The 25,829-nt window shown below is 42.8% G+C and carries 26 protein-coding genes; 10 read left to right on the top strand and 16 right to left on the bottom strand.

Going from position 1 to position 25,829, the window contains the following annotated elements; translation table 11 throughout:
- Positions 1–8 precede the first annotated feature (8 nt).
- From CLV38_RS07930 to CLV38_RS07915, 4 genes are all read left to right on the top strand, one after another.
- Positions 9–1,226 carry a hypothetical protein gene (locus CLV38_RS07930; RefSeq protein WP_106193758.1) on the top strand — a complete coding sequence of 406 codons (1,218 nt, stop codon included), beginning with the start codon at positions 9–11 and terminating at the stop codon, positions 1,224–1,226.
- Between the two features lie 412 nt (positions 1,227–1,638).
- Positions 1,639–2,439, top strand: a complete 801-nt coding sequence (proB, locus tag CLV38_RS07925) for a glutamate 5-kinase (protein ID WP_106193800.1) — start codon at positions 1,639–1,641, stop codon at positions 2,437–2,439.
- Positions 2,440–2,471: 32 nt separating this feature from the next.
- A complete protein-coding gene (locus tag CLV38_RS07920) occupies positions 2,472–3,716 on the top strand; it encodes a glutamate-5-semialdehyde dehydrogenase (protein WP_106193756.1) in 1,245 nt (414 codons plus the stop codon).
- A 255-nt stretch (positions 3,717–3,971) separates the two neighbouring features.
- A complete protein-coding gene (locus CLV38_RS07915) occupies positions 3,972–5,573 on the top strand; it encodes a SulP family inorganic anion transporter (protein WP_106193754.1) in 1,602 nt (533 codons plus the stop codon).
- Between the two features lie 73 nt (positions 5,574–5,646).
- Here CLV38_RS07915 and CLV38_RS07910 read toward each other — a convergent pair whose 3' ends face one another.
- The 6 genes from CLV38_RS07910 to CLV38_RS07885 are packed head-to-tail and all read right to left on the bottom strand — an operon-like array spanning position 5,647 to position 10,946.
- Entirely contained in the window at positions 5,647–5,922 is a 276-nt protein-coding gene (locus CLV38_RS07910; protein WP_106193752.1) for a chorismate mutase, read from the bottom strand.
- Positions 5,923–7,011: a chorismate synthase gene (gene aroC / locus CLV38_RS07905; protein WP_106193750.1), complete on the bottom strand. Its 1,089-nt coding sequence runs from the start codon at positions 7,009–7,011 to the stop codon at positions 5,923–5,925.
- On the bottom strand, positions 6,992–8,254 hold the full coding sequence (gene aroA / locus CLV38_RS07900; RefSeq protein ID WP_106193748.1) for a 3-phosphoshikimate 1-carboxyvinyltransferase: 1,263 nt from the start codon (positions 8,252–8,254) through the stop codon (positions 6,992–6,994). The genes aroC and aroA overlap by 20 nt, the downstream gene beginning before the upstream one ends.
- Positions 8,251–9,339 carry a 3-dehydroquinate synthase gene (gene aroB / locus CLV38_RS07895; protein ID WP_106193746.1) on the bottom strand — a complete coding sequence of 363 codons (1,089 nt, stop codon included), beginning with the start codon at positions 9,337–9,339 and terminating at the stop codon, positions 8,251–8,253. The genes aroA and aroB overlap by 4 nt, the downstream gene beginning before the upstream one ends.
- Before the next feature lie 12 nt (positions 9,340–9,351).
- Positions 9,352–10,392: a 3-deoxy-7-phosphoheptulonate synthase gene (gene aroF, locus CLV38_RS07890; RefSeq protein WP_106193743.1), complete on the bottom strand. Its 1,041-nt coding sequence runs from the start codon at positions 10,390–10,392 to the stop codon at positions 9,352–9,354.
- Positions 10,389–10,946 (bottom strand): hypothetical protein, encoded by a 558-nt coding sequence (locus tag CLV38_RS07885; protein ID WP_106193741.1) that lies wholly within the window; start codon positions 10,944–10,946, stop codon positions 10,389–10,391. The genes aroF and CLV38_RS07885 overlap by 4 nt, the downstream gene beginning before the upstream one ends.
- Positions 10,947–11,646: 700 nt before the next feature.
- Here CLV38_RS07885 and CLV38_RS07880 point away from each other — a divergent pair.
- Genes CLV38_RS07880 through CLV38_RS07865 form a run of 4 tightly spaced genes read left to right on the top strand, consistent with a single transcriptional unit; the run spans position 11,647 to position 14,256 of the window.
- Complete coding sequence (locus CLV38_RS07880; protein WP_106193738.1) at positions 11,647–12,456, top strand: shikimate dehydrogenase family protein; 810 nt, start codon at positions 11,647–11,649, stop codon at positions 12,454–12,456.
- 5 nt (positions 12,457–12,461) lie between these two features.
- On the top strand, positions 12,462–12,977 hold the full coding sequence (locus CLV38_RS07875) for a shikimate kinase (RefSeq protein ID WP_106193797.1): 516 nt from the start codon (positions 12,462–12,464) through the stop codon (positions 12,975–12,977).
- Positions 12,974–13,423 carry a type II 3-dehydroquinate dehydratase gene (aroQ, locus tag CLV38_RS07870; RefSeq protein WP_106193736.1) on the top strand — a complete coding sequence of 150 codons (450 nt, stop codon included), beginning with the start codon at positions 12,974–12,976 and terminating at the stop codon, positions 13,421–13,423. Before CLV38_RS07875 ends, aroQ begins: the two co-directional genes overlap by 4 nt.
- Positions 13,420–14,256: a prephenate dehydrogenase gene (locus tag CLV38_RS07865; protein WP_106193733.1), complete on the top strand. Its 837-nt coding sequence runs from the start codon at positions 13,420–13,422 to the stop codon at positions 14,254–14,256. The genes aroQ and CLV38_RS07865 overlap by 4 nt, the downstream gene beginning before the upstream one ends.
- Positions 14,257–14,781: 525 nt before the next feature.
- Here CLV38_RS07865 and CLV38_RS07860 read toward each other — a convergent pair.
- The 4 genes from CLV38_RS07860 to CLV38_RS07845 form a co-directional block, all read right to left on the bottom strand.
- Complete coding sequence (locus tag CLV38_RS07860) at positions 14,782–15,237, bottom strand: GNAT family N-acetyltransferase (protein WP_106193730.1); 456 nt, start codon at positions 15,235–15,237, stop codon at positions 14,782–14,784.
- 61 nt (positions 15,238–15,298) lie between these two features.
- Positions 15,299–16,312: a tryptophan--tRNA ligase gene (gene trpS / locus CLV38_RS07855; RefSeq protein WP_106193726.1), complete on the bottom strand. Its 1,014-nt coding sequence runs from the start codon at positions 16,310–16,312 to the stop codon at positions 15,299–15,301.
- Between the two features lie 99 nt (positions 16,313–16,411).
- On the bottom strand, positions 16,412–18,085 hold the full coding sequence (locus CLV38_RS07850; RefSeq protein WP_106193724.1) for a hypothetical protein: 1,674 nt from the start codon (positions 18,083–18,085) through the stop codon (positions 16,412–16,414).
- The gene (locus tag CLV38_RS07845) at positions 18,075–18,866 is read right to left on the bottom strand and encodes an ABC transporter ATP-binding protein (RefSeq protein WP_106193721.1); all 792 of its coding nucleotides are present in this window, start codon (positions 18,864–18,866) and stop codon (positions 18,075–18,077) included. The genes CLV38_RS07850 and CLV38_RS07845 overlap by 11 nt, the downstream gene beginning before the upstream one ends.
- Before the next feature lie 122 nt (positions 18,867–18,988).
- Here CLV38_RS07845 and CLV38_RS07840 point away from each other — a divergent pair, with 122 nt between their 5' ends.
- Positions 18,989–19,873: a CPBP family intramembrane glutamic endopeptidase gene (locus tag CLV38_RS07840; RefSeq protein WP_106193719.1), complete on the top strand. Its 885-nt coding sequence runs from the start codon at positions 18,989–18,991 to the stop codon at positions 19,871–19,873.
- 131 nt (positions 19,874–20,004) lie between these two features.
- The gene (locus CLV38_RS07835) at positions 20,005–21,378 is read left to right on the top strand and encodes a M20/M25/M40 family metallo-hydrolase (protein WP_106193717.1); all 1,374 of its coding nucleotides are present in this window, start codon (positions 20,005–20,007) and stop codon (positions 21,376–21,378) included.
- Between the two features lie 168 nt (positions 21,379–21,546).
- Here CLV38_RS07835 and CLV38_RS07830 read toward each other — a convergent pair whose 3' ends face one another.
- The 6 genes from CLV38_RS07830 to CLV38_RS07805 all read right to left on the bottom strand — a co-directional run bounded on the left by CLV38_RS07830 (position 21,547) and on the right by CLV38_RS07805 (position 25,685).
- On the bottom strand, positions 21,547–22,191 hold the full coding sequence (locus CLV38_RS07830) for an HD domain-containing protein (RefSeq protein ID WP_106193714.1): 645 nt from the start codon (positions 22,189–22,191) through the stop codon (positions 21,547–21,549).
- A 120-nt stretch (positions 22,192–22,311) separates the two neighbouring features.
- Positions 22,312–23,007: a PepSY domain-containing protein gene (locus CLV38_RS07825; protein WP_106193711.1), complete on the bottom strand. Its 696-nt coding sequence runs from the start codon at positions 23,005–23,007 to the stop codon at positions 22,312–22,314.
- A gap of 156 nt (positions 23,008–23,163) precedes the next feature.
- Positions 23,164–23,421, bottom strand: a complete 258-nt coding sequence (locus CLV38_RS07820; RefSeq protein ID WP_106193708.1) for a metal-sensitive transcriptional regulator — start codon at positions 23,419–23,421, stop codon at positions 23,164–23,166.
- Position 23,422: 1 nt separating this feature from the next.
- Positions 23,423–23,719 carry a rhodanese-like domain-containing protein gene (locus CLV38_RS07815; RefSeq protein ID WP_106193706.1) on the bottom strand — a complete coding sequence of 99 codons (297 nt, stop codon included), beginning with the start codon at positions 23,717–23,719 and terminating at the stop codon, positions 23,423–23,425.
- The gene (locus CLV38_RS07810) at positions 23,712–25,367 is read right to left on the bottom strand and encodes an FAD-dependent oxidoreductase (RefSeq protein ID WP_106193703.1); all 1,656 of its coding nucleotides are present in this window, start codon (positions 25,365–25,367) and stop codon (positions 23,712–23,714) included. Before CLV38_RS07810 ends, CLV38_RS07815 begins: the two co-directional genes overlap by 8 nt.
- The gene (locus CLV38_RS07805) at positions 25,368–25,685 is read right to left on the bottom strand and encodes a rhodanese-like domain-containing protein (RefSeq protein ID WP_106193700.1); all 318 of its coding nucleotides are present in this window, start codon (positions 25,683–25,685) and stop codon (positions 25,368–25,370) included.
- Between the last annotated feature and the right edge of the window lie 144 nt (positions 25,686–25,829).

Here is a 25,829-nt window from a genome sequence, read left to right as displayed (position 1 = left end):
ACAGATAGATGACTAAATATTCTAAATTAATCAGCATCGTTGCGCTTTGCTTGATTATCTTATTTGGCTTTTCGATTTATCAGGCACAGGCTCAATCTGGTGCTCCAGAGATTGAACTCGTAACCGAAGAAGGTGACAGTGCAGAATTAGACCTGTTACATACCGTCGCAAATATATACGATTATGCCAGTTATAACAGAAGTACAAGCTATGAGTTCAAAAACGGTGAATTTGAAAACATTGACAATCAATCCGTTATCCAAAGAATGGATTATACTTTTTCTTCAGCAATCAATCGGTATATTGAAGATTACCGCTCTTTCATGAGAGGAAAAACACGAGTGACCGATCATTTTACTGAAACAGACGATTACCTTCTGTATACAGCTATGCAATCAGATGTAAACTGGAGACAGTACGAAGATAACACCCTCTCAATCAGTGTCCTGGATAAAGAAACTGGCGAAGAGCAGGCACACGAGACCCTTTTAACCGGTGGATCTTACCACACTGTCATAGCTGCTTATGTTGACTACCCGTCTATTACGATCGTCACTCAAGCTGCTGATGAGAATCTGGATACTGACTGGCTCATTTATTCAGTTGATTTGACTGATCCTGAAGAAGAGTTGACACCCGTCATTAATCTCGGACTTTCTGTTGAATCAGATAATATTCAGTTCTCCTCTTCACAGACTAAAACGGAACGCTTCATCCCTTTTCGCTCCTTGTTAGCAGGCAAAACAGATGAGTACGGCCAAGTAATGGACCATACCGCTTCTGCTTACTATGTTTACGATACACAGACACAGGCTGTTAAAGAAATCCCTTCATTTGAGGAAGGACAGACTGTTGTCTTAAGTGAAGCAGAAACTATTTTAGTAGGAAATGATTTAGGGGAAGAGATTCAGTGGAATGAATGGACCTTTGATGATGAATCCTTAACTGAATTAGGAACTACTGAAATGGCCACACCTACTATAGGAAGAATACAGGTGGATTACTACAACCGCACGTTCAATCAGGGTCTTCATCTAGTCGATCATCATATTTATGCCTATGAAGACGATTATTCCGAAGACAGGAGTCGCCCCCTCTTTCAAGTCATTGATATAGACTCAATGAGCACCACCTTTTCAGGCTACTTTGCTTTAAAAGAGACGCCAGAAGGTTCACAGGTCGAATTATCTATTTACGAATACTCTCTCGATCACTTACAGCAGTAACTATCGCAAGCAGACAGCACCGTCCTTATCAGACAGTGCTGTCTGCTTTTTTATTATAGTGCAGTTTACGTCTCTCTCAGTAGACTGAACTCCATAATCTCAAGACACTAATCGAGTTTAATCAGATCAGCAGGCTCCCAACTACACAGCTGAGATTATAACTGTAGTTTAAGGATCTCAAGCAACCCTATACTCAAAATACACACACGATATGTTTAGTTGAGCAAATTTAAAAACCTAAACTACATCACAATGCTCTGTTTACACTTGAAATAGCGCTTAGAATCGGATAGTTCACCTTGAAATCTAGCTTTTCCAAACATAACTTGTTATACTATTTAAAAGTTAGCGAACCCTTGTTACCTTTTCAAATTAATTATGTAATGGATTGGATGAACTCATGACTGAACACATTAGACACTCAATAGTAAATAGCAAACGCATCGTCATTAAGGTCGGGACCAGTACGATCATGTACCCTAATGGCGCTATAAACCTGCAACAGATGGAAAAACTAGCTTTCGTCTTAAGCGATTTGAAAAATCAGGGGAAAGAAGTGATTCTAGTCTCTTCTGGTGCTATCGGTGTCGGGCTTGCCCGCATGAGCCTGACAAAGCGACCTGTAACGATTCCTGAACAGCAGGCCATTGCTTCCATTGGCCAGACGGAATTGATGAGCTTGTACAGTCAGTTCTTCTACCACTATGGTCATCAGATCGGTCAGGTCCTGCTGACAAAAGACGTCACAGATTTCCCTGTTTCCAGAAAAAATACGGTTAATACCTTTGAACAGCTCCTGATTAAACATGTGATTCCGATCGTTAACGAAAATGATACGGTATCGGTTGAAGAGCTGGATCATTTGACTCGTTTCGGCGACAACGATACACTATCTGCTATCGTTCTGGAACTGACGGACGCTGATCTGCTTGTCATGCTGTCTGATATTGACGGCTTTTACGATAAAAATCCGATGAAGCATACCGATGCGACTCGTTTTGATACGATTACTGATATTACCGAAGATATTCTGGCCCTCGCTCAGGATTCAAGCACAAAGTTCGGCACAGGTGGCATGATCACTAAATTGAACGCTGCACAAATCGTACTGAAAGCCAAAAAACACATGATTTTGGCTAGTGGAGAAGACTTGTCTATCCTCTTCCGTATTTTGTCCGGCGAACATATCGGCACGCTCTTCTCTTCTCAGTAAAGAGCCGCTGATTAATAGAAAGGAAACTCTATATGAAGACACTTATTGAACTAGGCCAGAACGCCAAACAAGCTGAAAGACAGCTCGCTCAGGCGTCTGCAAAAGAAAAAAATACAGCACTCGAACTGATGGCTGATGGACTGCTTGAGTCAGTAGATGCTATCGTTAAAGCAAATAAACTGGATACTAAACAGGCTAAAGACGCCGGCATCAGCGACTCTCTACTTGACCGTCTGACTTTAACTCGAGAGCGCATCACAGCAATGGCACAGGGCCTTAGAGATATTGCCGCTTTGCCTGATCCAATTGGTCTAGTCGACAGCATGTGGACGAACGAAGCTGGTCTTAAAATTGGCAAACAGTCCGTTCCTTTAGGCGTGATTGGAATCATTTATGAAGCGCGTCCTAATGTGACCTCTGATGCGGCCGGTTTGTGCTTCAAGTCAGGGAACGTTGTCATCTTACGCGGAGGCAAAGAAGCTTTCAATTCCAATAAAGCCATCATTAAAAGCTTGCGCGACTCATTGGAGAAAAGTTCCCTTCCAAGTGACGCAATACAATTACTTGAAGACACCTCAAGGGAAACTGCTAAAGAAATGATGCAGCTGAATCGCTACCTGGATGTCCTGATTCCAAGAGGGGGAGCTAATCTAATCAAAGCAGTGGTCGAAAACGCAACTGTCCCAGTCATTGAGACAGGAACAGGAAATTGTCACGTGTACATCGATCAGACCGCTCAGCTGGAAATGGCAAAAAGCATCATCGTCAATGCCAAAACGGACCGTCCTTCTGTCTGTAATGCAGCCGAAACGCTGCTAATTCACGAAGATGTCGCAGCCGAATTCCTGCCAGTCATTGAACAGGCTTTATCCGAATGGTCAGTCGAACTGCGCGCGGATGAAAAAGCCGAAAAGATACTCAAAAATACTGTACCTGCGACTGAAACAGACTGGGAAACAGAATTTCTCGATTACATCCTTGCTGTCAAAGTCGTTTCGTCTATGGATGAGGCGCTTGACCATATCAATCGCTATAGCACTGGTCATTCGGAAGCGATTGTCACAACTGATTATTTCGCTGGTCAACGATTCCACCGTGAAGTGGATTCTGCAGCTGTCTATGTTAATGCTTCAACTCGTTTCACTGATGGCTTCGAATTCGGCTTCGGTGCAGAAATAGGCATCAGCACACAGAAGCTTCACGCACGTGGACCGATGGGATTGCCCGAATTAACGTCATCAAAGTATATTATTTTTGGTGAAGGTCAGTTTCGCTAGGATCTGAGCATACTAAGTTAAAAGAAGCCAGACAAGATCACTCTTGTCTGGCTTCTTAGTGTTTAATGGAAAAGATCACTATGCTCACATCCGAACATTGAACTAACCATAGACAAAAAACGTACATAATGTAAGCGTTGTTTTCAAAAAAAGCCTGTTGCTTACCTATTTGATATGGGCAATTCGCTAATATTATGGTAGACTATTTAACTGTGAGCTTTGTAAAAACAAGGCATAGAAAAAAGGAGGAAACCCATGCAATTTATAGATAAAAAAAATCTCAGCCCGTTTCGATTGAAACAATTGCTGAAAGATAACAAGACATTACTGAAAGACGACTTCCTTTCTGGACTAACCGTTGCCCTGGCATTGATTCCAGAATCAATCGCTTTTGCATTCGTCGCAGGCGTCAGTCCGATATTGAGTCTGCAAACTGCAGTCATGATCGGATTCGTAGCTGCTATCTTTACAGGTAGACCTGGAATGATCAGTTCATCAACCGCAGCTATCTCCGTCGTATTCGCTTCACTGATCGCAACTCACGGACTTGAGTACTTATTCGCTACCGTTGTACTTATGGGAATCATCCAGATATTGATTGGAGTCCTTCGGCTAGGCAAGTATGCTCGGATTATTCCCTATCCGGTTATGCTTGGCTTTTTGAATGGTTTATCCATTCTCATCTTTTTCTCTCAGTGGGATTTATTCAAAACGAATCAGATCACTACTGTAAACGGGTCAGAAGTCGTTCAGTCGAGTTGGCTTCCAGGGCCACAAATCGCCATCATGTTGGGATTTGTATTGTTTACTATGTTAATGATTCACTTTGTCCCTAAACTGACTAAAGCTGTTCCATCCAGTTTGATTGCTATCATTGTCATGACGATCATCGCTGTTGTTCTTGGTCGCTTTGGTTTCCATCTACAGAATGTACAGGACTTCGCAGGTATGGAAATCAGCGGTGGGCTTCCAAGTTTCCACCTTCCAATGGTGCCTATCAATTTTGAGACCCTTAGTATCATATTCCCTTATGCCATTATAGGTGGACTAGTTGGTTTGGCAGAAGCCGTATTGACTTTACAGGTGATCGATGAGATGACCAACACGCGAGGTCGCACCAATAAAGAAATAGTTGCCCAAGGCATGGCCAATTTAGTTAACGGCTTCTTTGGGGGTATGGGCGGGGACGCGATGATTGGTCAATCAATCATCAACATCAAATCCGGTGGACGCAGTCGTATATCAGGACTAGTCGCTGCTTCTTCTTTAATGTTTTTCATTATGTTCGGTTCAGCCTTCATCAATGCCATTCCTCTAGCAGGACTGGTTGGCGTTATGTTCATGGTCGTAGTCGGGACATTCAAGTGGGAAAGCCTGCGCTACAGAGGAAAAGTGCCAGCACAAGACATTTTAGTTATTTTAGTGGTATCTGTTATTACTATTTTCGCTGACTTAGCTACCGCTGTCATTGTCGGTGTTATCGTATCCGCATTGATCTTCGCCTGGGAAAAAGGAAAAGTTATCTATGCCAATGTTGAAAAAACTGGCGATCACGAAAAAACGTATAAAATCAACGGAACAATCTTCTTCGGATCTGTACTGAATTTCAGAGATATCTTTGACATAGACCAGGATCCAGACGAAGTTGTGTTAGATTTGAAATATGCAAAAGTGTCGGATTACTCCGCTGTAGAAGCAATCAGTTCATTGACTAAACGCTATGAAGAGCGTGGCAAATCTCTGAAACTAATTCGTTTAAGCGAAGAGTGCAGGCGCATGTTCCATAATGCAGATGCATTTACTGCCGTTACAATTGACGAAAATGATATGGAAATTATAGAATACCCGTACGTTTAAACTGTGCTATAAGACTAAAGACACGTTTGATCACTTATTGGTGATCAAACGTGTCTTTTTTAGTCCAGTTAGTTTATTCTTCAGTCATCAGTTTCTGTTGGGTTTCTTTTGTAATAGTCATTAAGGCTTTATAAAAGTCTGACAGTTCCTGTTCATATGCTTTATTGTTTAACCGCTCAGTATTTTTTTGTATAACGGCCTCTTCACGACTAGAATCCAGAATGGGTAAGTCGTGTGTCTTTTTATATTCTCCCACTTTTAAAACTGTCTCCAGTCTTTTTTCAAAAAGGGTCGTCAACTCCTGGTCTATTTCATCAATTTCTTTTCTATACTTATCTAGTTCCGTCATTTAATTCCCACCTAGCATCAGATCTGTCAGTCCAATTGCGGTCACTGCTTCTAAAACAGGCAGTACTCGGGGGACAATACAGGGATCATGGCGACCTTCGACTTCCAGCTCAGCATTCTTTCCTTCTTTGACATTGATTGTCTGCTGTTTTTTCTTGATGGAAGCTGGAGGCTTGACCGCTGATCTGAAGACGATCGGCATACCGTATGTGATACCGCCAATAATTCCCCCGTTGTTATTGGAACGCGTTTTGATTTCATTGTTTTCATCGTAGTAGTATTCATCGTTGGCTTCAGAGCCTTTAAGTTTCGTGATGTCAAATCCTGTTCCGAATTCTATACCCTTGATGGCAGGAACGGAAAAAACAAGGTGTGCCAGTGTGGACTCTACTGAATCAAAGAACGGATTTCCAAAACCGGCTGGAATCCCCAGTACAAACGTCTCAACAACTCCGCCTACTGAATCGCCTTCATCTTTTGCTTCTATAATCAAGTCGTGAATGGCCTGCTTTTTCTCCTTATTGAAAAGAGGTAGCTGTTCTTTTTTAAAGGCTTCGACTTGTTCTAGTGTGACTTCTTTCTGGTCTGAAAAGCGGTCATCTTCTATTGACCCAATGGACTGGATATGAGATCCGATGGTTACACCCTTCTGTTCCAGCCACTGCTTACAAATAGCTCCGGCAAAGACTATCGGCGCTGTAATTCGACCAGAAAAGTGTCCGCTCCCACGGTGATCATTGTGCCCTTTATACCTCATTCGACCAGGATAATCTGCTTGCCCCGGACGCATGACGTCTTTGAGTAGGCTGTAATCTTTAGATCGTGTGTTGGTATTTCTAATGATAGCCGTCAGCGGTGCGCCGGTTGTTTTTCCATCTAAAAAGCCACTCAAGATTTCAGGTAAGTCTTTTTCTTTACGTGGTGTGGTCAATTCACTCGAACCTGGTGCCCGTCTCGCCATTTCGACGAGTACTTTATCCATATCAATTTTCAGTCCAGGTGTTAATCCATTGATCGTAATACCTATCGCATCTCCGTGTGATTCACCGAATAGCGATAGTTCCAGCTGTTTACCCCAAATGCCGCTCATTTATCTTTCCTCCTAATGTTTTAAATACAGCCCAGAAATCCGGGTATGATTTTGCGACACAATCAGTGTCTTTAATGATAATCGGCTGCTCGCAGCGTGTTGAAGCAATGCCAAGCATCATGGCCATCCGGTGGTCTTTATGGCTCCAGACGGTTGTTCCGCCTTTTAATGACGCCACCCCTTTGATTACCAAATCGTTGTGTTCTATTTTAATGTCTGCTCCGATAGCTTCGAGTTCTTTTTGAGTCGCTTCCAGACGGTCGCTCTCTTTGATTCGCAGACGTTCCAGATTTTTGATACGTGTCTGTCCTTCACTCAAGGCTGCAACTAATGCCGCAACTGGAATGATATCCGGGCACTGAGACCCGTCTATGACGCGGTCCGTGTCCTGCTTGAGTGTATCAATAATTGATAGAATCGCCTTATCTCCTTGAAGAGACTCCTCATTAAGCCCTTTAATATCAACCGCATTCCCTAAAGCATTCGCACTCAGGAAAAAGGCTGCTTGAGAGTAATCCCCCTCAACAGTATAGTCTGCCGCTTTAATCGACTGGTTCCCGGGTATTTTATATAGTTGACCCTCTTCTTCGACTTGAATTTTTAATCCAAATGTGTTGAAAACGTCGAGTGTCAAATCGATATAGCCCTTGGATTCAAGTGGTGTCGTCACTTTTATTTCAGAATCGCCATCCAAAAAAGGCATCGTCATTAACAAACCAGTGATGAATTGTGAGCTGATGTCTCCTCTAAGTTCAACTGTTTTAGGCAACAGAGGCCCTTCGACTGTCAAATCCAGCGTTTCCGTATTGGTTGCAGCAAAGAGTAGTCCTTGTGAATTAAACAAGTCTTCATAAGGCGTGAGTGGCCGCTGCCCTAGCTTCCCTCTTCCGATAAAACGGGTCTTCCCTTCAAACAATGTAGCGACCGGCACTAGAAATCTAAGTGTTGATCCCGATTCATTTGCATCAATCGTGCGTGCAGAGTGATTATTATGACGCTTGTCTTTTGCGTTCAGTCCGATTCCATCAATCACTAGGGAATTCTCTTCTTCTGTAATACCAGCACCCATTTCACGTAGGCCTTGAACAGTCGCTTTGATGTCATCAGAGTACTGGATATTTTTAACGGTACTGCGTCCATTCGCCAGACCGGCACAGATGACTGCTCGATGCGCCAGACTTTTTGAAGGAGGAACAGTGACTGTCCCCGCTATTTTTGTTGGTTCAAGCTGTAAGTGAGTCACGTTATCTGTCCTCCTATTTTTAACTGATCGAAAAACCCGACATCTGTCTGATGCGTAACGGCTTCCCCCATCTTATTTAAAGTAACAATATGCAACTGATTGTTCAGCTGTTTCTTGTCTTTTTGTATATAAGGTAAAATGTCATCATAGGCGTCAGGATCATTCAAGCTGTGTGGCAATGAATGGCCTGACAGACACTTCCTTATCTTATCAGCCGTTCCTTTTACCGTCAGCTCTTTTGACTCAGCGATTTCTGTTAAAGTCACCATCCCGATCGCTACCGCATGACCATGCGTGATCGACTGGTAATTATAGTAGGCTTCGATAGCATGACCCAGCGTGTGTCCAAAATTCAGCAGCATACGGATACCTTTATCTTTCTCATCCTGCTGAACCATTTCCTGCTTGATTCTGCAGCAGGTATCAATCACATTCTCTATATCAGCCATGACTTTTTGTCTTGAATCCATTTGAGTCAGTTTGTCGAAAAATGCTGTATCTTTAATGCAGCCGTATTTGATGACTTCCGCCATTCCATCTGAGAAATAGTGATCAGATAAAGTACCGAGCACATCCGGATCAATGAGGACCCGTTTAGGATGATAAAAGGCGCCTGCCAGATTTTTCCCTTCCGGCAGATCGACGCCAACTTTTCCTCCGACACTGCTGTCGACTTGAGCCAGCAGCGAGGTCGGTATTTGAACAAAATCAATCCCTCTCAGAAAAGTAGCTGCCACAAATCCTGCAATATCTCCGACTACTCCTCCACCAAGAGCGATAATGACATCACTTCTCGTGATTCCGGCAAGGATCAGTTCACTGTATATACCCGGCATAGAAGCAAAAGTCTTCGTCTGCTCACCCGGTTTTAAAATGATGGAGTGAACTGCAAAACCAGACTGTTTTAACTGAGTTTCTACTGTTTCACCATAATGATGATGAACAGTCTTATCGGTTACGATAGCGACTCGTTTACTTCTTGTCATATCAACCAGTTCTTCGCCCACACTATGGAGCAGGCCTTTTTCAATTTTTATAGTGTAATCTGTTCTTTCCTGAGGCACTTCAATGTGAATTTCATTCATCTGATTAACTCCTTAGTGAGTGGATACTTCAGTTGACAACGGTACAGAGCGCCCTTCCACTTCAGCGAGTTTCTGTGCTTTTTCCATCAGCAGACCGAATTCATCAGGTGTCAGGCACTGTTCGCCATCACTCCATGCATTTTCAGGATCATTATGCACTTCGATCATCAGACCATCTGCTCCAGCAACGATACCGGACTTAGCGCCTGATTCAACCAGGTAAGACATGCCACCTGCGTGACTTGGATCCACTATGATCGGCAAGTGAGACAGTTTTTTGATGACTGGGACTGCCTGAATATCAAGTGTGTTACGTGTCCCTGTTTCGAAGGTTCTGATTCCACGTTCACATAGAATAACGTTCTCGTTTCCTTCAGACATGATGTATTCTGCTGACATCAACCATTCTTTGTATGTTGCAGACAACCCACGTTTCAGCAACACTGGTTTATTCGTTTTGCCTACTTCTTTCAGTAAATCAAAGTTCTGCATGTTACGTGCACCGATTTGAATCATATCAACAGAATCTACAAATTCATCTATCCATTTCACTGACATCAGTTCAGTAACGATTGGTAAACCTGTCTCTGCTTTAGCAGCCTGAAGCATGCGTAACCCTTCAAGCTCAAGACCCTGGAAGCTGTAAGGAGAGGTTCTCGGTTTGAATGCTCCTCCACGAAGGAAGTTTGCACCGGCTTTTTTGATTTGCTTAGCGACTCTGATGATCTGCTCTTCACTTTCTACTGAACACGGTCCTGCGATGATTCCCAGCTTGTGTCCACCAATTGTTTCCTGTCCCACTTGAATTTCTGAATTCTCCGGGTGGAACTTACGGTTAGCACGCTTGTATGGTTCTTCTACTCGGACAATTTTCTCGACTTCCGGACGGGCCTGAATTCTATGCGTGTCCAAACCAGTCGTATCTCCGATCACGCCAAGAAAATCACGTTTCACATCTGAGAAGTGACTGATCGATACCCCCTGTGCTTCAATTTTTTCTGTAATGTCCTTAATTGCTTTTGACCCTGTTCCCTGTTTTAATACAATAATCATTTTATTTTCTCCTCTTCATCTTTTATTTTATACAAGCACCAGACCATTTCCGGTTCATAACGCTCGATCAATTGATAATCATCACATTTTTCTTTGTCGTAAATATCTTCGCTAATGATGGTATATTTCAAGCCTTTTTTCTGAAAGGCTGTCCATGCCTTCACTTTACTATCTGTATAGGTGATCGGAATCGTTTCTTTCTCCTGTTGCAGATATTTCTGTAAAAATATAGTCGTTGCCGGATGGATCATGGCGCTGTTCTCTCTGCGTGCATTATTTCTGATCAGAACCATTGGCTTCGTCTTCTTAGCGAAAACCTGCATAAGTTCTATTTGTTCCCAGTGATCATAATTAAATTCTTTCCACCCATATGATCGTCTCGCACTCTGGAAAGCGACAGGAAATAACACGCAATCTCCTTTAAGATTTTCAAGTTCATGTAAAATGGTATCAAAGGACGGATACCCAACGATATCATCCTCTTCTGAATTGATTAATGTTTTGGCTGCCGCGTAACTATCGGTACTTTCGGGCCCTAACGTGTGAATAATCATCTAATCCCCTCCACTGGTGTCGCTTGGTAAAGTGGCTGTCACTGCTACCTTCCATGTTTGAATGCTCCTTACTTTAGTTTGACTGATTGATGTGCGTCTAACTTGGTGCTTTAAAGCACAGTCGCTGCGCTCCTCTCATACTTTGTCCGTAAGAATTGAAAATTCTAACGGACTTCTTAAGGACTCACAGTCGCTACGCTCCTCTGATATTGTGTCTGTAAAGGAATTGAAAATTCCTACAGACACAACAAAACGCTGCACACGGTTATCTTGTTTAAGATAATCGAATGCAGCGTTGGTTAAAATCACATATATAAAGTGTTGCTTAGTTTTATAAGTGTGCGCCCATTCGATTTCGTTTGAAATCTATGGGGGCACTGTTTTGAAAACAGCTTAAAGTGCTCTAGCCTCCATAGATTTTCCTAAAGAAGCTAAAGTAATAACGATTCAATTGTGGGGTCATTAAGTTATTTTTTTGTGTATTCATCAATAACACTCCTCAACTGTTTCAGCCATTAACTAACTGTGCTCACAATATTAGCAAGTAAAAAAATGAATGTCAAGGAATACATTAAAAATAATACTTGTTTTTATCATTTACCTCTCATGTTACACTCTAATAGAGTAGGACAATAGCCTAACTATGATTTGCTTTTTACCGAACCAGTTGTTTATACTTTTAGAAAAACGAGGTGACCAAATGAAGTTTTATGGACTGATTGGAGAAAAACTGACACACAGTTTATCACCACAATTACACAAAACGATTTATAAAAGAACCAGCACACATGCTGCTTATAAAAATTTCCCTGTTCCAGCCGATCAAGTAGAACAAGCTGTTAACAGTCTTCGGGTTTTGTCGATCAGCGGATCGAATGTAACGATCCCGTATAAGGAAACCGTCATCCCCTTCCTGGATGAAATCGACCCTACTGCAGAAAATTTGGGGGTAGTGAATACAATACTGAATACTAACGGTTATCTGAAAGGCTTCAATACGGATTATGAAGGTTTCGGCCTCTTATTCAAACGTCGAAACTGGGATTTGAACGGTCGCCACGTCACCATATTGGGCACCGGCGGCTCCTCTAAAATGGTCGTACAATATGTTAAGGATCATGGAGCAAAATCGATTACACTCGTTTCCCGTTCATCTAAAGCTGTTCTGGAAAACAGCCTTATAACCTATAAGACGTATGACGAGTTGTCTGATAGTAAAGGCGATTACCTTATCAATACAACACCCGTCGGCATGTTCCCTAATATGTCAGCCTCACCTGTTACGGCAGAAACGATTACCCGTTTTAATGCCTGTATTGATCTGATATATAACCCCCTCGAGACCACTTTTCTCAAGCAGGCGAAAGACCAAGGCAAACCGGCTGTGAATGGTCTAGAGATGCTGGTTGGACAGGCTGTTAAATCTGTTGAAATCTGGGAGAACCGTACATTTTCTGAAACACTAGTAGAAGAACTGGTCCATGATTACACCCACTGGAAGGAAGGCTGATGGCTATGTCTAATCTTGTCCTGATCGGCATGACCGGAAGCGGAAAAACGACAATCGGAAAAGAGCTGAGCAGACGCCTGCCCTTATCTTTTATAGATATGGATGAGTATATCGAAGCGGTTTCCGGCTTTTCTATTCCAGAACTATTTAAAAAAGGTGAAGAACCCTTTCGTTCACTTGAAACGGATGCCTGCAAAGCATTAGCTGCTAAAAAAAACAGCATCATTTCAACTGGTGGCGGTGCAGTCGTTAAAGAGGCGAATCACCAGTGGTTGAAGAAAACGGGTCTGATCATCTGGATTGATCGCCCTGTCAGACTGATTGCCGATGATATTCAAATTGAGCACAGACCTCTGTTAAAGGATGGAACCGATGTGCTGTGTGATTTATATAAGGAGCGGGAAAAGATTTACAGACAGCTGGCCGATATCATCGTCATCAACGACCGCTCGCTCGAAGAAACAATCGATTCACTTATTGAACAGTTACCCAAACAGTACAGAAAAGGAGATGTGTCATGAAAATATGGATCATTAATGGCCCCAATTTAAATCTGCTGGGCACCAGAGAACCGGACGTTTACGGTACCGAAACACTTGATGATATCAACAGACGGATACAGGACTACCTTATTAAAAACGGTCATATTTATGAGTTTTTTCAGAGTAATTCTGAGGGCATGCTGATCGATAAGATACAGGATGCTTATGAAGAAAATGTTAGTGGGATCGTCATCAATCCGGCTGCTTATACACATTACAGTTATGCTATTCACGATGCCATTAAAGCGGTCTCGATTCCAACTGTGGAGGTTCACTTAAGTGCAATCCATTCCAGAGAAGCATTCAGAAAAGAGTCCGTCATTGCGCCTGCTTGTGCAGGTCAGATTTCCGGGTTTGGATCGACCGGTTATGTGCTGGGAATACAGGCACTTGAGACACTTCTATCCGAGGAGCACTTAACATGACTTTAGTCATCATCGGACTTGGCGCCATTGGGGGTTCCTTCGCGATGAGCCTAATGAAAAAAGGCTACGACCGTATAATCGGCGTCGACATCGACAAACAGACGATTGAACTGGCTCTTAATAAAGGCTTCATTCATGAAGGCACCACTTTGCCGGATGAAGTTCTGGCAGAAGCGGATATGATTCTGCTGACTCTTTACCCTGGTCAGATAGCTTCCTTTGTTCAAGAGCACAGAAATCACTTTAAACCGGGGGCTGTATTGACTGATGTGACCGGTGTGAAGACCGCCATCATCAGTAACGTGGAGCAGATTCTACCAGATCATGTCGATTTTATTTTTGCTCACCCCATGCGCGGAAGCGAGAAAAAAGGAATTGCAGGAGCAGATGAATCGAAATTCATTCAAGCTAACGCTCTGATCACACCTATTTCAATCAACAAGGAAGAAAACATTAAAAAAGTTGAGCAGCTCTACACCGATGCCGGTTTTGATACAGTCACCCGTGTCACTCCTGAACAGCACGATGAGCAGATCGCTTATGTCAGCCAGCTGATGCATGTCCTGTCAGTATCTGTTGTGAACAGCACCCAGGCTTCTGACGATACGCTTCTTTTTGCAGGGAACAGCTTCAAGGAACTGACTCGTATTGCAGATATCAACGAATCCTTATGGGGAGAGCTCTTTCTCTACAATAAAGATGCCTTACTCTCTTCAATTGAAGCATTTGAAGCAGAACTCAACACGTTTAAACAAGCCTTACAAGATGAAGATGACGTATCACTAAAAACCTTCCTGATTAATGCCCGAAATCAGCGACGTGACTGGTACTGATTTCGCCTTTTGTGAGTAACGGCCGCTCATTTCAGTCAACTCAAAGGAATCTTAAAACGCAGTTAGCCAACATTTACTCCTCTTCGGCACACTGAAAGACGAATGCTATTGAGTGTGCCGAAGCGGTCGCAGCTTCAGTCTCCTGAGAGAGTTTCCCATTTGAGTATGCCGAAGTCGAACCGACTTCGACATACTCATTTTTAATGCTAATTCACTTTACCGAAGTATGCTCTACTTCAGTTTACTCCAGTTTTTTCTTCCTTGAGCTTACCTAACTGCCTACTTCTTCAGCAGACTCGACAAGACTAGCTGCGAGAGTTAACCAAACACGCTACATCTTCAGTCCACTCCAGTATGATCGGTTCGTCACTATGCCAAACACAGCTGGCTGCTGGCAAGAAATTAGCTCCCCCACCCTTTTCAATGCAGTTCATACTCGCTGACCAGCGAGTATGCTCCCTCTTAAAGAACCTAAGCCCATAAAAAAAGAATGAGTCCGCAGACTCATTCTCTCATCATTGATCACTATTCAGCTTTCCAGTCGCCAACGTAGACATTCTCGTCTTCGACCATTCCTTCTTGTTTGAATCCAAATGATTCGTAGAGCTTAATCGCCCACTCATTTTTTGGGTCGGCTCCGATTCTAATCTCAGATACATTCTCATCCGGTTTAAATTCATTCAAGAAGCGTTTTAGTGCTTCTTTTCCGATCCCTTTTTTCTGGTGGGCCTTATCGATCATCAAGCGTTCGAGCCACCATGAGTCGATCGGATAGGCATCATCAGCAGGGTAATAACTGCACATCAGAAATCCGACCACCGTTCCTTCCTGATAAATGGCAAACGGGTATTTGTCCTCTTCGTATGACGCTTCTAAAAGAGACAACCAGTTTGATGCGATAAAATCTTCCTGATGCGGATGGACTTTTAAATCCACTACTGTCATATAATTATGTTTGGTTACAGGTTTCAGTTCGATCATTCTCATCACTTCTTTAAACAGTTTTGGTTGAACAGAAAAACAATACTTATAAGACACTCTATTATTTGAAATAATTGATACCCATAGCCTCTTTAACTTCGTCAAGCGTTTGAGCTGCGACTGCTTCTGCTTTTAGACTGCCTTCTTTCAGCATCTCTAAGACAGCGCCTCTGTCTTGGGCAAAGGCTTCACGACGTTCACGGATCGGCTGCAGTTTCGCCTGCAGGACATCGTTCAAGTAACGTTTGATTTTAACGTCTCCAAGTCCACCGGCACGGTACTGGTCTTTTAACTCCTGAACTTTTTCTTTGTCATCATCAAACACATCCAGATAAGTAAAGACGACGTTCCCTTCTACTTGACCGGGATCTTCCACACGAATGTGATTGGGATCAGTGTACATGCTCATAATTTTTTTCTGGATATCTTCTGCACTGTCAGATAGATAGATCCCATTATTGAGCGACTTGCTCATTTTGCCTTTTCCATCGATCCCGACCAGACGTCCCTGACCTTTTGGCGGAAGCATGATGTCTGGTTCTACAAGGACATCTTTACCATACGTACGGTTGAAATCACGGGCAACTTCTCTAGTTTGCTCAAGCATCGGTTTCTGGTCTTCTCCAACGGGTACATGAGTCGCTTTGAACGCTGTAATATCAGCTGCCTGACTTACCGGATACATAAAGAATCCAGCTGGAATACTTTCATTGAAGCCTTTTTCCTGGATTTCTGATTTCACAGTCGGGTTCCTCTGCAGACGGGCAACCGTTACGAGATTCAGGTAATACATTGTCAATTCCGGTAGCTGTGGAATTTGAGATTGAACAAATATAGTCGATTTCTTAGGATCCAGGCCAACAGCCAGATAATCTAATGCCACTTCTATCAGACTTTGCTGAACTTTTTCCGGGTTTTTAGCGTTATCAGTCAGCGCCTGCTGATCTGCGATCATAATAAAGATTTTTGTGTGTTCATCTTCCTGTAATTGTACGCGATTTTGTAATGAGCCGACATAGTGACCTAAATGCAATTTACCTGTCGGGCGATCGCCTGTTAAAATAATGCGTTCCATAGTAGTTATCTCCTTGAGTTGCTTAGTCTAATTGGTTTAATTGTATCTTACTTGTTCATTAAAAAAAAGGAGAAAATACAGCGCCTCTTTTTCTTTACCTTATTTAGTTTTGCGGGTGAAGCCTTTTGTCATCCACCAGCCGTTTAGTCCAAGAAGAATCAGTAGGATAGCCCATTCAGCAAACGGAACGAACAACTGACTGACAATCATGATGACCGATATGACGAAAACTGGGATGAAGAAAATCAGCGTTCCCATACAGCCCATATTCGCTTCTGATGCTGAATACTTTCTCGAAAACGGAAGAGCAGTAACAGAGCGTTTCATTTCAACATACAATATGACGCTCGTCAGCAGTAAGCCGTTGATCAGTTGAAGACTGTACGAAAAGCCTGTGAAGTACAAGACCAGAATAGCGACTACTGTATATAGCGGTACTAAAATCTTGATCAGCATGGCTTTTGCAACGGCTCGCATAAACGGTGCTTTTGAATCATTCGGTGTCAGATTAAATACCCAGTTCCCTTTGTAGTTTTTAGAAAACTGGATGGAGACTGCCAGAACAGGTATCAAAAGCATCGTAAAGTAGGGCAAGTATAAAAAGGTCACTGGGCTCTGCGCTACACCCGGTTCTCCTGAGGTCAATGTGGTATACGTCATGACAATTGGAAAAACCAGTGCACTAGCGATAGATGGATACAGTCTGGTTTTAAATTCTCTCTCAGTCTTAGTGATCTGCCAGCCAAAGTGGAAATATGCTTTTTCAAGCGGATCAAGACAGAAGAGCTTGGCAGCTGTCCGCTCAATAGCCGAGCGTTTTGTCCGTTTAGTACTTGATGAATCCATCTTCTGAAGATTGCTTTCGATCTTGTCAGTATTCCAGTTGAATAATAAAGCCAGAAACACAGTTCCGGCAAGCAGCAATGCCGTATAGGCCAAGTAAGTTGCCGTCACGCCTTCCTGCAGCATACCAAACGGTGCGACGAACCACATTGGAAACAATAGCACATGCGCTACAGAAAGGTTCATTTCAACCAGCAGCGTTTCCGGATCGATCACCTGGAAAATTTGACCGACGAGATAATAGCCGAGGACCATAAAGACGGAAAGTGAAATCTGGCTATAGGCTATAATGTTTTTCAGCCGTTCCCCATCAAACTGTTTCAGAATTGTGGCGTAAACGAACAACGTCAGACCCAGACACCAGAGCGATGCAAGTAGGGACAACAAAAAGACCAGGATGCCGGCAACGATGCCGTTAAAGTAAAAGGTAAACAAAATAACAGGCAATCCAATTGCCAGTGTAAACGACAATAGATAAATCCCAACGTGAGTAGCCTTTGCAGCACCTAATGTTTTCCGATCAACCGGCTTCGTTCCGATCAGGATGGCATCTTTCGTATCCAGCAGGATATTGGAAAAATTGGCCAGTAAGGTAGAAAAAGTCATAATAAACAAAAAACTGAAATAGGTCGTATACTGAAAGACCCAGTTATCATATGCGAATAAGAACAGTAAGAACAGACTGATCAGCGTATACACCCACAGACTCGAGAAAAACTGATTCTTTTCCTCGTCAGAACGTCGTCCAGATTCAAATCCGGGCAGAGCGGAGTCTTTTCTCCCGTCCATCGTCATTTTAAGCGCAAGAATTGAGCGCATCTGAGGGTAATTCACCCCTGAACGCGTGTAGATAAATGAAATCAGATCGAGCAGGCGCAAGTAGATAGGCGTCTTTTCACTTTTCTTTAAGCCTAAAACATCACGCATCATGGGCCTCTTCTCCTTTCATAGCAAGAAGGAACTGTTCAGCCAAAGCGGCATGCTGGTCGAAGCCCGTCAATGTATTAAATAACTGTTCAAGCGTCCCGTCCGCTTCTTCTTTCAGTTCTTCAAACGGTCCATTCGCCACAACTTCCCCGTCATTTAAAATAAGAATCCGGTCACTTAGTTTTTCAACTGTGTCCATCACATGGGAAGAATAGAATATAGTCTTTCCATCCATTTTCAGCTTCCAGAGCAGTTCTTTGATAACCTGTACACTGTTGGCATCCAGTCCATTCAACGGTTCATCCCAGAACAGAATATCCGGATCGTGAAGCAGACTCGATATAATCAGTACTTTCTGGCGCATTCCTTTAGAGAACGAGGCTAATCGTCCATTAAAGGAGTCTTTGATGCCAAGAGCATCCATCATCTGTTCCGATTTTTTCAGGACCTCTTCTTCTTCCAATCCATACAACTCACCAATAAACAGCAGATATTCTTTTGCTGTCAATGTTTCGTATAAATCAGCGTTCTCAGGTACATATCCGATTCTTGCTTTATAAGAGACATCATAATTTTCAATCGGCTGACCGAATAAACGGATATCGCCGCCATCCTTATCGATCATTCCTAAAATGATTTTTACTGTCGTGCTTTTACCTGCACCATTCGGACCTATGTAGCCGATGATTTCTCCGGGATTAACAGAAAAACTGACTTCTTTAAGCACAGGTTTTCCATCAAATTGTTTGGTTAAGTGACTGATTTCGAGTATCGGTTCCATAATTTCCTCCAGAATTCATTTAGTCATAGTTTATCACAAATAAGTGAGATCAATGCTTTTTCTACCATTTTTTCCTTAACTATGCTAGTCTTTATATAATCATAAAAAGAAAGTGGGCTGACACCTTGTCTACATATGAACAAACATTTGAGAATGCCTCTATTTGGGCTATTTTCTGGCGATTTTTACTAATTAGTATAGGCTCAATTTTCATCGGTGTCGTCCTTATATTAACGTTTATGGGACAACACGCGACACTAATCAGTCTGGTGACAGATGGACTTATTTATTTTCTGATGTACAAAGTGACACTGAGCCAAATGAAAAAACACTCACTCTCGATCAACGCCTTGTCAAGACCCCTTCCAGAGACTGAGCGGTCACTATTTCCAGTATTAGGTTTGACAGCTTTAACAGCGATTGTCGCCTATTCCTTTATTTATTTCTTTATGACTCTACTGACTTTCATCCCTGTTCTTTTTGATTTAATCATGCCGCATCTGATTGATATATCATTTACTGAAGAACTTCCTTTCTTCTATCTCTTTGTTGTAGCCGTCTTTTTTGCGCCTGTAGTGGAAGAAATCATCTTTAGGGGGTATATATTAAATAAATGGGTGGATAAATATGGGGTGAAAAAGGGTATTATATTCAGCTCTGTTGTGTTTATGATCATTCATCTGCAGTCCTTGTTTATCCCTCAACTCATTGTTGGATTACTGTGCGGCCTGCTCTATGTGAAATTTAACAACCTGCTCTACCCTATCTTCTTTCATGCTGTCTATAATTTTATCGTCATCATGCCATCTGCTTTTATACATTATGGAAATCCTGAGGAGGCTCAGGAAACATTACTGGCTATTCAAGACACCCTGCCGGTAGAATTTGTCCTCACTTCGATTCTGTTTCTTGTCAGTCTTCCACTACTAGTTTATGTTTCAAAGCGTTTCTTTAAATCTTTGAGAAAAACGAATAGTCCTTATTATGAAAATATACTTCTAAATGAATAATTAACAAATCCTAGCCTTCCATTCGGGAGGTTTTTTTGATAATTCTCTTTCAATGGTGAATAAGATGTGTATAATATTAGAATATAAACTATTTTTCTAATATTATTCTAATCTAAGGAGTGCTTTTATTCATGACTGACTGGAAGACGACCTATCAAGAGATAAGACAAACACTGGACCACAAGAAAGATGACCATTTAAATACCTTGTTTACTCTGTTAAGACAACCCAGCATCAGTACGCTCAATATAGGCGTCAGAGAGTGTGCCGAGCTGCTTTTAGGTATCATGAAAGACAGTGGGATCAACGCTGACATTATGGAAACGAAAGGACACCCGGTCGTTTACGGGGAAATAATCGATCCAAAAAACACTAAAACGATCCTGTTTTATGGGCATTACGATGTTCAGCCACCGGAACCCCTGGAATTATGGGAATCTGACCCATTTGTTCCGACGATTAGAGATGGAAAGATTTTTGGACGCGGTACGGGAGACAATAAGGGGCAGCTGATCGCGCACGTGCTGGCTGTCAAAACATTGCTTGAACAAAACGGTTCCCTGCCCGTTAATGTTAAGTTTTTATACGAAGGGGAGGAAGAAAAAGGAAGTGTGAATCTGGCTTCCTTTGTGGCAGAACACAAGGATCTCCTCAAAGCTGATATCGCCTATACGGCAGACGGGCCTATGGAGGGAGATGGCCAACCGACTGTGACCCTAGGGAACCGCGGCCTTCTCTATGTTGAACTGAACGCTTTAGGAGCAAACCGTGATAACCATTCCGGGAATAAAGGAAACATCGCCCCTGACCCTGCCATGACTTTACTGAACCTTATCCGTACCATGGTGACTGACGACGGTGAAGTGCTGATCGATGGCTTCTACGACGGGATCATTCAGCCGACACCCGAAGAAAAAGAACAGTTGAGGAGCATTCCATTCTTCCCTGAAAAGACAGCGAAAGTGGTCGGACTGGACTCTTTATCAATGACAAACGAGGAATACTATACTAATTTATGTTTTAAGCCTACCTTTACAATTGCTGGCTTTTTGAGTGGCTATACCGGGGAAGGTACCAAAACGATCATTCCTGGTAAAGCAAAGGTGAAGCTGGATATGCGCCTGGCTCCCAATCAGGACCCTGCGGCTATTTACAGCGCGATTGAGAAACACGTTTCCGCTTTTGACTCACGCTGCCAGATAACAGTGAAGAACCTCAGTGCGGTCAAACCTTCAAAAACACCGCTGTCTCATCCCCTGGTTCAAAAAGTTATTGAATCAGTTGAAACAGCCTATGAGATTGCGCCGGTTGTATTGCCTGCTTTAGGAGGAACTGGGCCGATGTTCGTTTTTACTGATATTCTTAATATTCCATCTGTGACTGTCCCTTACGCAAACGTTGATGAGGATAACCACGCCCCTAATGAGAATATGGGGTTGAAAGAGTTCTATTGGGGCATACAGGCTTCAAGCAGTGCAATCCTAAATTTAGGCCTGACAGATTAAACTAAAAGACCTGCAAGTTGTTTAGTGACATCTACGGTTCATATGTGAGGCGCACCGTACTCAAGTCCACTATAATGCAGTTCAGCAATTCTCCATTATTCAAACCGTATAAAAAAAGCCGGAACCTTTTAAGTCTGCTGACTTGAGGGGGCCCGGCTTATTTATGCTCTATTCTGCTTCCCATTCTTCAAAAAACTGCATCAGGTACTCTTCCATAAACGCATGACGCTCCTGTGCTATCTCTTTGGCTGCCTCTGTATTCATCAATTCTTTCAGTTTCAGCAGTTTCTCATAAAAGTGGTGGACCGCACTGGAAGGACCTTCTCTGTATTCTTTTTCGGTCATATCTTCACGAACAGATAGTTCAGGGTCGAAAAGCACATCGCCTTTGCTTCCGGCATAAGCGAAACAGCGTGCTATTCCGATTGCGCCAATAGCATCCAGACGATCTGCATCCTGAACGATCTGAGCTTCCAGAGAAGAAAGTTTCCGTCCATTGCCCCCTTTATATGAAATTGTTTGAATAATGTCCATGATGCGCTCTGTGTCAGATGATGACACCCCTGCACCTTCAAGCCAGTATTCGACTTCAGTTATTGCTTTCCCTTTATCAGAAACCAGTTTGTCATCGATCAGATCATGTAAGAGAGCAGCCAGTTCGACTATATAGCTATTCGCCTGTTCTCTTTTAGCCAGTCTGGAAGCCATTTTCCATACTCTTTCAATATGGTACCAGTCATGACCCGTTCCTTCATTTTTAAGCTTATCTTTCACCATTTCTTTAGTATCTGAGACGATTGATTCTTTATTCATGAAAGGACTCCTCCGCTTTTTTCTAACTTTACCACACTTTTGAAGAGACTACTTCCCGGATTCAAAAAAATACTCCTGAACAAATGCCCAAGAGTATTCCTATTGACTACTAATCAATCTTTAAAGGACGTCACCTGTTAAAGCATCGATTTCCTGATCGTCGCCTTCCTGCACGTCGACCTCGTATAGTGTACGTCCATCTTCCACTTCAAGAGTCCATTCTTCAACATAGCCTGAACCAGAAGCTTCTAAAGCTGCATCCATTGCTTCCTGAGGTGTAATAATGCCATCCAGGTCAAGCACATCATCTGAGTCGTCATCATCATCCTGCTCCTGTTTCACAACGTCGCCCGTTTCTGCATCAATGTCCAGTTCGTACTCATACTCGCCGTCCCAGCCATCCATTTCATAGACAAAACGGCCGTTATCACGATCAAATTGGATTTCTTCTATATTTGCATCACTGCCGAATGTCTCGTAGAACATGTCGATTGCATCATCCAGGCTTACTGCGAAGGTCATGCCTTCAAGGCCACGTGAATCACCTGTGTCGCCGGAAGTGTCATCTGCCGCATCGTCCATGCCTTCTTCTACATTGGGATCGTCTACTGCATCATCTGCGACTTCATCAGAGGTATCGTCTTCAGCATCCTCCATGCCTTCTTCTACAGTCGGGTCCTCTACTGCATCGTCAGTCATCTCTGAATCATCATCGGCTGGCGTAGTATCCAAGGTGTCATTATCATCGCAGGCTGCCAAAAGCAGAACAGCTGATAATGACAGCACACCATACTTAATTGATTTAGTCGTTGACATCTATATCGTCTCCTTTTATCCTTTTATATCGCATCAGTATAATATCAGCTATCAATGAAAAATGCCCATTTAACGCTTGTGAAGGTTCTACCAAAAATCAACACTCTCCTCGACATAAAAAGCCCTGTTCAATAAAGAACACGGCTCTTTTTACTATTATTTTTTGATAACTAACTGAATGGCTTTCTGAATCGTAGCTTCCTGCTCTTCTGCATTTGCGGAAGGATTTTCCAGACATTGTTTCAAGTTCTCAGCAACGATTACACCCATGATGCGGTCCACACTTGAGCGGACAGCGGACAACTGCGTCACCACATCGCTGCAGTCTTTATCCTCTTCGAGCATTTTCTGAACGCCTCTCAGCTGTCCTTCTGTTCGTTTCAAGCGATTAAGAATGCTTTTATCACATTTCATCTTACTCGATTTCCCCTCTCCAGGCTGACATGCCACCCATGACATTAACAACATCATACCCTTCATTACTCAAAAATTCACACGCCATTGATGAACGGCCACCTGACAAGCAAACCACATGGTATTCTGTTCCTTTATCAAGCCCCTCATATCCTTGAGCTAATCCACTCAACGGCATACTGACAGCACCAGGGATATGTCCAGAAGAAAACTCATCTGCTTCTCTCACATCGATTATACAGATTTCTTCTCTTTTCTGCTTTTGCCCAAATTCATCCATACTGACCGATCTATACATTAACTAATTCCTCCGGTTTCACTGTCTGGTAAAGTGCATAAGCACCATCCAGATTTTTAACTTTGAAGCCTGCTTGCTTCATAATACGTTCACCAATATAGCTTCGTTGACCACTTCGGCAACTGATAATATACGGCTGGTTTATATCCAGTTCAGACAGGCGGTCTCGCAAGTCATTTAATGGAATATTGATTGAATCAGGGAAATAGCCGTCTTTAAGTTCAGCTTCACTGCGAACGTCTAAAAGGACCGCCCCCTTAGCCAGTTCTTCGTTTAGTTGATGCCATTGGACCTGGTCACTCATACCTTCGATAATATTCAGCGCTGCATAGCCGGCCATGTTGACGGGATCTTTAGCTGATCCAAACGGCGGTGCATAGGTGAACTCCAATTCCGGCAAGTCGTGCACTGTAAGCTCGCCTTTAATAGCTGTTGCAATAATATCGATTCGTTTATCGACTCCTTTAACGCCTACTGCCTGAGCACCGTAAATCTTACCAGACGACGGGTCAAACACCAGTTTAAGCGTAATGTCTGTCGCACCAGGATAATACCCTGCATGGTCTTTGCTCAGTGTGTGGACGGAAGCGACGTCAAGACCCGCCATTTTCACCTGACGTTCACTCAAACCTGTTGATGCAGCAGTCAGTCCGAATGCCCGAACGATGGCTGTTCCAATACTTCCTTTATTTGAGCGCTTGATCCCGGCAATATTATCGGCTACCTGACGCCCCTGACGATTGGCAGGAGAAGCTAATGCAATCAAAGCATCTTCTCCAGTGATCTGGTTTTTAACGACAATAGCATCCCCTACTGCATAGATGTCTTTCACGCTTGTCTGATAGGTTTCGTCAACAAGTATGCCGCCATGCAAGCCTAATTCTATCCCAGCCTGTTCAGCCAATGTACTTTCAGGCTGTACCCCGACAGACATGATCGTCAAATCAGTAGTAAACTCAGTACCGTCCTCCAATACCACCCGTTTCCCGGCATCTTTAAATGCCACAGCAGACTGAGATGTGATAACGGTCACGCCTTGTTCTTTCAATTCATTCTGTACAAAAGCAGCCATTTCTTCATCTAAAGGCGGAAGAACGTGAGGAGCCTTTTCAATAAGTGTGACATCAATCCCTCTGTGTTTCAAGTTTTCTGCCATTTCTATCCCGATGAATCCGGCTCCGATTACGACCGCTTCCTTTGGATTCATGCCGTCAATGCGCATCATGATCTTATCTAGATCTGGTACATTTCTCAGCGTGTAGACATTGTCTGCTTCTTTTAGTCCTGCAATAGGTGGAATAAAAGCCCGCGCGCCGGGTGATAAGATGATCTGATCATATGCTTCAGTTAGGAATTCTCCATGGTGCTTAACTGTTACAGTTTTACTGTCCGGATTGATTGAGGTAACTTCATGTTCAGCTCTGACATCCAGTCTGAACCGGTCGTATAAAGCTTCAGGTGTCTGAACGATCAGTTTATCACGCTCTGATATTTCACCTGATACATAATAAGGCAGTCCACAGTTCGCAAACGAAACATACGGGCCTTTTTCAAAAATAATGATGTCTGCATCTTCTTTTAATCGGCGTAAACGAGTTGCTGCAGACATGCCGCCAGCTACTCCCCCTATAATAACAATTTTAGCCACTTAATTAGTTCCTCCTCTAACGTGTCCACTCCATTGACTCATTCCACCACGAACGTTCACAACCTCGTATCCTTTTTTCTTCAGCGAGGATGCCACTCGTTTACTTCTCATGCCGGATTGACACACTACATACAGTTTTGCCTGTTTTTTTCCTTGATACTGCTCAATTGTATTCAATGGAACATTTTTAGCTCCCGGAATATGCCCTACACGGTATTCTCCAGGTGTTCTCACATCCAGAATCATTGGTTTATTACGTAATTCTGCTTCTAATTGTGCTGTATTGACTGATGGTATACTTTTAAATAATCCAAACAACTCTTTATCCTCCTAACATAAAAAAGGGTTATATACCCTATAGGGTATATTAAACATTATATCGAAACTGATGTCAAGGTACCTGACAAATTGTATTTAGTCTCAGTTTTTTCACGCCTTTACTGTACAATAGAAAAAAGACCT

This window comes from Alkalibacterium olivapovliticus, assembly GCF_003003275.1.
In the GTDB taxonomy this organism is placed as follows: Bacteria; Bacillota; Bacilli; order Lactobacillales; family Carnobacteriaceae_A; genus Alkalibacterium; species Alkalibacterium olivapovliticum.
Note: the sequence above shows the minus strand (reverse complement) of the source record. Positions and strands in the feature narration are given on the sequence as shown.

Excerpts from the sequence above, each read along its gene's own strand:
- CLV38_RS07815 (WP_106193706.1), bottom strand. The coding sequence starts at position 23,719 with ATGTATAGATCGGTCAGTATGGATGAATTTGGGCAAAAGCAGAAAAGA.
- CLV38_RS07920 (WP_106193756.1), top strand. The coding sequence starts at position 2,472 with ATGAAGACACTTATTGAACTAGGCCAGAACGCCAAACAAGCTGAAAGA.
- CLV38_RS07880 (WP_106193738.1), top strand. The coding sequence starts at position 11,647 with ATGAAGTTTTATGGACTGATTGGAGAAAAACTGACACACAGTTTATCA.
- CLV38_RS07835 (WP_106193717.1), top strand. The coding sequence starts at position 20,005 with ATGACTGACTGGAAGACGACCTATCAAGAGATAAGACAAACACTGGAC.
- CLV38_RS07885 (WP_106193741.1), bottom strand. The coding sequence starts at position 10,946 with ATGATTATTCACACGTTAGGGCCCGAAAGTACCGATAGTTACGCGGCA.
- CLV38_RS07865 (WP_106193733.1), top strand. The coding sequence starts at position 13,420 with ATGACTTTAGTCATCATCGGACTTGGCGCCATTGGGGGTTCCTTCGCG.
- aroC (WP_106193750.1), bottom strand. The coding sequence starts at position 7,011 with ATGAGCGGCATTTGGGGTAAACAGCTGGAACTATCGCTATTCGGTGAA.
- CLV38_RS07860 (WP_106193730.1), bottom strand. The coding sequence starts at position 15,237 with ATGATCGAACTGAAACCTGTAACCAAACATAATTATATGACAGTAGTG.
- CLV38_RS07930 (WP_106193758.1), top strand. The coding sequence starts at position 9 with ATGACTAAATATTCTAAATTAATCAGCATCGTTGCGCTTTGCTTGATT.
- CLV38_RS07825 (WP_106193711.1), bottom strand. The coding sequence starts at position 23,007 with ATGTCAACGACTAAATCAATTAAGTATGGTGTGCTGTCATTATCAGCT.
- aroB (WP_106193746.1), bottom strand. The coding sequence starts at position 9,339 with ATGAATGAAATTCACATTGAAGTGCCTCAGGAAAGAACAGATTACACT.
- CLV38_RS07850 (WP_106193724.1), bottom strand. The coding sequence starts at position 18,085 with ATGATGCGTGATGTTTTAGGCTTAAAGAAAAGTGAAAAGACGCCTATC.
- aroQ (WP_106193736.1), top strand. The coding sequence starts at position 12,974 with ATGAAAATATGGATCATTAATGGCCCCAATTTAAATCTGCTGGGCACC.
- CLV38_RS07830 (WP_106193714.1), bottom strand. The coding sequence starts at position 22,191 with ATGAATAAAGAATCAATCGTCTCAGATACTAAAGAAATGGTGAAAGAT.
- CLV38_RS07910 (WP_106193752.1), bottom strand. The coding sequence starts at position 5,922 with ATGACGGAACTAGATAAGTATAGAAAAGAAATTGATGAAATAGACCAG.
- trpS (WP_106193726.1), bottom strand. The coding sequence starts at position 16,312 with ATGGAACGCATTATTTTAACAGGCGATCGCCCGACAGGTAAATTGCAT.
- CLV38_RS07875 (WP_106193797.1), top strand. The coding sequence starts at position 12,462 with ATGTCTAATCTTGTCCTGATCGGCATGACCGGAAGCGGAAAAACGACA.
- CLV38_RS07820 (WP_106193708.1), bottom strand. The coding sequence starts at position 23,421 with ATGAAATGTGATAAAAGCATTCTTAATCGCTTGAAACGAACAGAAGGA.
- aroF (WP_106193743.1), bottom strand. The coding sequence starts at position 10,392 with ATGATTATTGTATTAAAACAGGGAACAGGGTCAAAAGCAATTAAGGAC.
- CLV38_RS07915 (WP_106193754.1), top strand. The coding sequence starts at position 3,972 with ATGCAATTTATAGATAAAAAAAATCTCAGCCCGTTTCGATTGAAACAA.